General features: G+C 66.9%; 5 protein-coding genes and 1 pseudogene. 3 read left to right on the plus strand and 3 right to left on the minus strand.

Annotated elements, in window-relative coordinates:
- Positions 1-1,057 (minus strand): rhomboid family intramembrane serine protease (locus EB084_17250; GenBank protein ID NDD30005.1); only part of this gene is annotated, 1,057 nt, incomplete at its 3' end.
- Between the two features lie 389 nt (positions 1,058-1,446).
- On the opposite strand from EB084_17250, the gene EB084_17255 reads away from it, so the two are divergent.
- The 3 genes and pseudogenes from EB084_17255 to EB084_17265 all read left to right on the plus strand — a co-directional run bounded on the left by EB084_17255 (position 1,447) and on the right by EB084_17265 (position 3,844).
- Positions 1,447-2,205, plus strand: a complete 759-nt coding sequence (locus tag EB084_17255; protein NDD30006.1) for a hypothetical protein — start codon at positions 1,447-1,449, stop codon at positions 2,203-2,205.
- A gap of 129 nt (positions 2,206-2,334) precedes the next feature.
- On the plus strand, positions 2,335-2,715 hold the full coding sequence (locus tag EB084_17260; GenBank protein NDD30007.1) for a PilZ domain-containing protein: 381 nt from the start codon (positions 2,335-2,337) through the stop codon (positions 2,713-2,715).
- A gap of 92 nt (positions 2,716-2,807) precedes the next feature.
- Positions 2,808-3,844, plus strand: a pseudogene (locus EB084_17265) (galactose mutarotase).
- Positions 3,845-3,866: 22 nt separating this feature from the next.
- On the opposite strand, the gene EB084_17270 reads toward EB084_17265, so the two are convergent.
- On the minus strand, positions 3,867-4,814 hold the full coding sequence (locus tag EB084_17270) for a histidine phosphatase family protein (protein ID NDD30008.1): 948 nt from the start codon (positions 4,812-4,814) through the stop codon (positions 3,867-3,869).
- Between the two features lie 94 nt (positions 4,815-4,908).
- Positions 4,909-6,330: NADP-dependent isocitrate dehydrogenase (locus EB084_17275; GenBank protein ID NDD30009.1), on the minus strand; the 1,422-nt coding region annotated here is incomplete at its 5' end.

Below are 6,330 nucleotides of genomic sequence, written 5' to 3' on the forward strand. Positions count from 1 at the left end.
ATCTCGCCTGGGATGTGAACTTCTGCGCGAGGTGCTTTCCGACGGGGCAGGCTGGCGCGTATTCACGGTGTCTCGCGGCAACGGTCACGACAGGTGCGACTACCGCAGAGCGCCGCGCCGCGTATCTAGCCCTTTCCACGAGCCCCCACGCCATGCAGCCGTACGCCGCCACCGCGGCGGCCACGCACGCGGCCGCGATCAGCCGCCACGCCAGATCGCCCCGGATCCCGCGGCGTTCGAGAAGCGCGACGGCCGCGCCGAGCGTCGCCCCTGTCACGAAGCCTCCCCCATGGCCGATGTTGTCGACCCGCGTGAACATCGAGAAGACGATTCCGTAGATGACCCACTGCGTGAAGTATGCGCGCTGCTGGGCGTCTCGGTGGAGATGCGCGCGCACGAGTCCGAATCCGATGAGTCCGAAGACTGCGCCGGAGGCACCCGCGCAGTGCGTCATCGGATCTGCGTAGAGGGCCGCGTCGGCCAGACCTGCGCCCACCGTGCTCAACAGGAAGACGCTCACGAAGCGCGCGGCTCCGATCTGGCGCTCGAGCACCTGACCCGCCTGCAGCAGCGCAAGCACGTTGAAGGCGATATGCACGATGCCGATGTGCACGAAGCCCCAGGTGACTGCGCGCCACACCTCGCCGCTCTTGAAGAGCAGGGGAACCATGGCGCCCATCGACCGCAGGGCCGTGTTCGAGGGCGTGAAGAGCGCCGTGGTTCCGAAGCACAGCCCCATGATGGCGTCGTTGAGCAGCAGCAGGCCGATGATCGCAACGGTCGCCCTTACCGAATCGCTCTGCACTGCCTCCGCCGCAGGGCTGTACTTCTCGGTCTGCGCCTTCTGCAGGGCGTCGGTGATGCGACCGCTGCCCAGGCACGACTCGCACGCGGTGTCACAGGCCTCCTGCCCGCTACCCCCGCAGCGGGTGCAGGTGAGGGTCTGCCCGTTGGCCCTTGTCTTGTGTCCCGCCCCGCCGCAGGCCGCGCAGGGCACCTGGCCTCCACCCCGGCACGTGACGCACAGACCGCTGCCCTTGCACCGCGGACACTCCATGGCTCTTCTCTCTCGTCTCCTCTGCACATGCTCAGCCCGGATCGGCTGGTTCGACTTGTTCGCCTTGCGCGCCGCGAGATACTTGTTGCGCGCGAAGAGCGGTGTGCGTTTGTTTTAATGATTCCGTGGCGCGCGCCTCAGCCTATTTTCAGGGGGGCGCGCTATCCTGAGCGTGGTTCGGATGGTGGAAAGCAGGATGTTTCCATGAGTACCACAGACAACGAGGCGCTGCACAGCAGCGAGACCCCCTCACCCGCGGCGACGGAAGCGATGCCCCTGCCCTGGCGCCCGCGCGTGGCGAGTTCACGGCGGGGGCGAGGGGCGTGGCGGAAGCCGTCTGCGAGACCTGACGAGCCTGAAGCAGCTATCCACGAGCGGAGGATTCGGTCATGAACGTCTCCACGGTGTCTCCCTTCTCGTCTCTGTCACGCGCGTCTCATGTGTCCCAGGTGCCTGCGAGCGCAATCTCGTCGCGGGAGGAGGCTCCGTCGAACGATGGGGTGTCCATCTCGGGCGAGGCCGGGCGACTGGCCAGCGGATCTTCCGCTGTGGCCCCACCGGCTGCGAGCGCGTGCGCGAGCGTGGAGGGCAGGGCTTCTTCAATCGCCGGCTGGAAGGCCGCCGCAGTCGCGTTCCTGGCTGCTACGTCGCTGCTCGGCGTCGCGGGGCAGGCCATGGCCGCCACGCCGGAGGCGGCGCCGGCCGCCCAGCCAGCCCAGAGCGAGCTCGTGAAACCGAACAAGCATCTCACGGCCCACCAGGGATCATCACTTGCCGGGCAGACCGCTGCCGCTGTCACGCGCGGGGTGGTCGACGCAGCCAACAAGCTCGCCGTGGAAAATCCTGGTCGGCCCATCACCATCAACATCCGAGATATCACCGTGACCGTGGTAGGCTTCGACGAGGTGGTTGACGCCGAGGTTGATCACGCCCCAAAGACCGACAGCACCATTCCCGCTCCCGCTCCGGCGCCGTCAGGGCAGGCTGCTCCCGGAGCACCCGCACAGCCGGCCGCAGGCGCGCCAGGCGAGATCAGCCATCGCACATTCGACCTCAGCAAGGGTGATCTGCGCATGCGGGCACGCCAGGATCTGCGACCCGCTCCGGCTCCCACGCCTCAGCCGGGCGCTCCGACTCCCGCGAACTAGTCGCAGAATCGAGAGAAATTCACACGCGGCAACAAATCGGCAACAAATGAAACAGCCTGTCAATGCATTTTCACCGTCTGGGCCGTGATTCTATGGGTAGACGGGTTGGGATGACCAGGAGGTTTCCAGATGTTGCTGCGAATCTTGCGCAAGTTGCTGTCGCACGGCTTTCGAGGCGAGCGCCGCATTGCGCCGCGATATGCCGACGGCTCTCGCGTCGAGGTGGAGATGGCGCTGCAGTCATTCCACGGGCGCCTGCTCGACGTGAGCGAGACGGGCGCGCGGCTGGTGAGCGGCACCCGCGTCGACGTGGGGCGTTCGATACTCGTGCGAATCCCTCGCAGCAATGGCTACGGGCATCTCGTTCTTGTCGTGCGGTGGGTGGTGCAGAAGAGCGGTTGCTTTGTCTTTGGCGCCGTGCCCGACGGTCAGTACGCCTTTGCCCAGGCCCTGTTGCGCACCCAGGTCGGTGTGCTGAAGTCGCCGTGGCGGGCTCGCCTGGCGATGTGAGACGAGCAGGCCGACCGCTGAGGCGACGCTGATCGCGCAGGGCGGGCGTGGCGAGGAGCGCTTCTCTTGAGAGGATTCTTGTGGTGGAACATCTGCTTGCGCGCGTTCTGCTGGTCGCGGCATTGAGCGCCTCGCTATCGGGCGCCGCGCCCGCCTCAGTCACCTCGCTGCCGTTCGGACGCCTGCCGGATGGTACGCCCGTGTTGCTCTACGTGCTGAAGAGCCCGCTGCTCGAAGCGCGCATCACGAGCTACGGGGGGCGCATCGTGTCGCTGCGTGTGCCGGACCGCGCCGGACGGGTGACCGACGTCATCGTCGGGCCCGACACCCTCGAGGGCTTCCTGGCGGGCAATCCTCACTTCGGCGGCATCGTGGGGCGATACGCGAATCGCATTGCCCGCGGCGAGCTGCCGCTCGACGGGCGGATCTACACCCTGCCGCGCAACAACGGCGGCAACACGCTGCACGGGGGCGCACGCAGCTATGACGACGTGCTCTGGAACGCGCAGGTGCGCGGCGATTCGCTCGTGCTCACCCACACCAGCCCCGACGGGGATCAGGGCTTTCCGGGCTCGCCAGTCCCACCGTGGTGAACCTCACCAACCATGCCTACTTCAATCTCGCAGGCGAGGCGGCGAGCGACATCCTCGGGCACGAGCTCACCGTCTTCGCTGAGGCATTCACGCCCGTCGACGCGGGCCTCATTCCCACCGGAGAGCTGCGGGCGGTGGCAGACACACCCCTCGATTTTCGTCAGCCTCACCGAATCGGAGAGCGCATCAACGCAGACGACGAGCAGATGCGCAGGGGCAGCGGCTACGATCACAACTTCGTGCTGCGCGGGGGTGTGACCGATGCACCGCGTCTCGCGGCGCGGGCGGTCGATCCGGTCAGCGGTCGCGTGCTCGAGGTGCTCACCACCGAGCCTGGGCTGCAGCTCTACACCGCGAACTTCCTGGGGCCGTCAGACAAGGTTCGCGGCGGCGCCGGGGGCGTGAAGAACGGCGCCCTCTGTCTCGAGACGCAGCACTTCCCGGATTCACCGCATCACGCCCCGTTCCCCAGTACCGTCTTGCGGCCAGGACAGACGTTTCGCAGCACGACCACCTATCGCTTCGCAGCGAGGTAGGCGTGCGCGGGCGTCTATCTCGCTACCAGGGAGGCGCGGCGCCGAAGGCGGTGGCGGGCGGAATGGTGGGCTTGCCGATGAGGTAGTAGGGCACGGCGTTGCCCACCACACCCGTCTCCGCGCGAACCTTTCCGTCGGTTTCCGGCGCCTGGCCCAGGGCGGCGCGGGTTGCAAGGGTGGTCTCGCCGTGGGTGATCATGACCACGGTGCGGCCGGCGTAGCGGTGCGCTGCTGAGTCGAGAAAGCTGTGCACGCGGCGCATGACGTCAGCGCGGCTCTCGCCGCCGGGGAAGCGGTGACGAAACTCAGTGCCCATGCCTTGCGGGGGGCGCCAGCTGTTGGCAAACTCCGGGTAGGCCTTTTGCAGATCGCTCAACGGGTGCGTCTCGAGGCGGCCGAAGCTCGACTCGAGCAGACGCGGCTCGCGGTGCACCTCGAGCCAGGGAGCCACCTTGTCGCGCGCGGCCTCGCCGCCGATGGCGAAGGCTCTGTCCTTGATGGCGTCGGCCAGTATCTGGGCCGTGTCGAGTGCGCGGCTCACCGTGCTCGAGCAGAACACCGGCAGGCGTGTGGGGTCGTCGAGGCAGGCCCGCAGGTAGTCGTCGCCCCCCAGCTGGCGGTAGAGCTCGGCCGCGCAGTCGTGCGCCTGCTGAACGCCCTTTGCAGTGAGCGGGCTCTCGGAGCGGCCATAGAGAAGCGGTTGCCCCAGCTGCTCAGAATCGGCGTTGCTCTGTGACTGCCCGTGACGGACGACGATGAGGCGCACCTGGTTGTTGATGAGGCGCTGGGCAACCTTGCTCGGGCCGTGATAGGCGATGGAACCGTCAGCCTCGCTCACGCCCTCGCAACCTGGTGGAACGGGCGAGAGAACGAGGCGCGCGTCGCGTGACGATGCCTGACCGACCAGCGGCATCGCAGGGCGCCCGTGATGGTAGTGTCCACTCCCAATGGTTGTCATCACCCGCATCATGCCATGCGCACGTCAGAAAGTTGTGAACAGCAGACGCCGGTTTCGTCACGTTTTTTTGATGGTAGGGGGGCGCCGCGCCCCCCTGCCATCACGGTCATCCGTGGGCCGCTGTGTAGCCGGACTTGCCGTCGAAGGTGTACAGGTTCTCGGTCTTGATGACGTCGAACCCATCGTGGTACAGCTTCTCGAGCAGCTTCGCCACGTCGAGGGTGGTGGGGCTCACGTCGCTCGAGGGGGCTTCGTAGCGGCAGCGCCAGTGGTCGGTGCAGAAGGTCTCGGGAAGACCGTTGGGCCACACCTTGATGCCACGGTTGCTGATGAGCTTGAGGCGCAGGTTGTCGGCCGTGGAGGCCGCCAGCCGCGTTCCCAGCGTGTCGGGGTTGCGATCGGAGCACGCGAGGAAGACATCGACGCCTACCAGCTTGCGCACCTCGGGCGTGTGGCTCGATGCCACCGAGGGCGGCACCACGTCGCCCGCTTCGTAGTGCACCGTGGCCAGGGTCTGGGGCTTCTGCCCGAGGTTCTTGACCACCGCCTGGGCGAAGGCCTTGGTGCCCACCGAGCCCTCGCGGCCCAGGTCGTAGGTGTGCACCCCCTGCTCGATGGTGTAGAGCCACGCATTGTGGATGCGCGCCGCGGTCTCGGTCTGGCCGAGGTGCACGAGCATCATCACCGCGCTCAGCAGCAGGCCCGACGGGTTGGCCAGGTCTTGTCCGGCACGCCGTGGCGCCGATCCGTGGATGGCCTCGAACATGGCGAAGCGGTCACCGATGTTGGCGGAGGCCGCCAGCCCCACCGAGCCCGCGATCTGGGCGGCCACGTCGCTGAGGATGTCGCCGTACAGGTTGGGCATGACCACCACATCGAAGGCCTGGGGCGTGTCAGCCAGCTTGGCCGCGCCGATGTCAACGATGTAGTGCTCTTTCTCGATCTCGGGGTACTGGGCGCCGAGCTCATCGAACACGCGATGGAACAGGCCATCGGTGAACTTCATGATGTTGTCCTTGGTGAAGCACGTGACTTTCTTGCGGTGGTAGCGACGGGCGTACTCGAAGGCGTAGCGCACGATGCGCTCGCAGCCCGGGCGCGTGATGAGCTTGAGGCACTGGTACACCTCGTCGGTCTGGCGGTGCTCGATGCCAGCGTACAGGTCTTCTTCGTTCTCGCGCACGATGACCACGTTCATGCCGGGGTGCTTGGTGGGCACGAACGGCGCGTAGGCCACCGTGGGCCGCACGTTGGCGTAGAGGTTGAACAGCTTGCGGGTGGTGACGTTGAGGCTCTTGTAGCCGCCGCCCTGAGGCGTGGTGATGGGGGCCTTCAGGAAGAGGCGGGTGTCACGAAGCACCTCGAGCGTCTGTGGCGGCATGCCGCTGTCGAAGCCCGCGAGGTACGCCTTCTCTCCGATCTCTACAGGCCTGTAGTCGAGGTCGGCGCCTGCCCCCTTCAGAACCTCGAGGGTCGCGTCCATGATCTCGGGTCCGATGCCGTCGCCGTGCGCAACGGCCACGGCAAC

The sequence above is a fragment of the Pseudomonadota bacterium genome (genome assembly GCA_010028905.1).
In the GTDB taxonomy this organism is placed as follows: Bacteria; Vulcanimicrobiota; Xenobia; order RGZZ01; family RGZZ01; genus RGZZ01.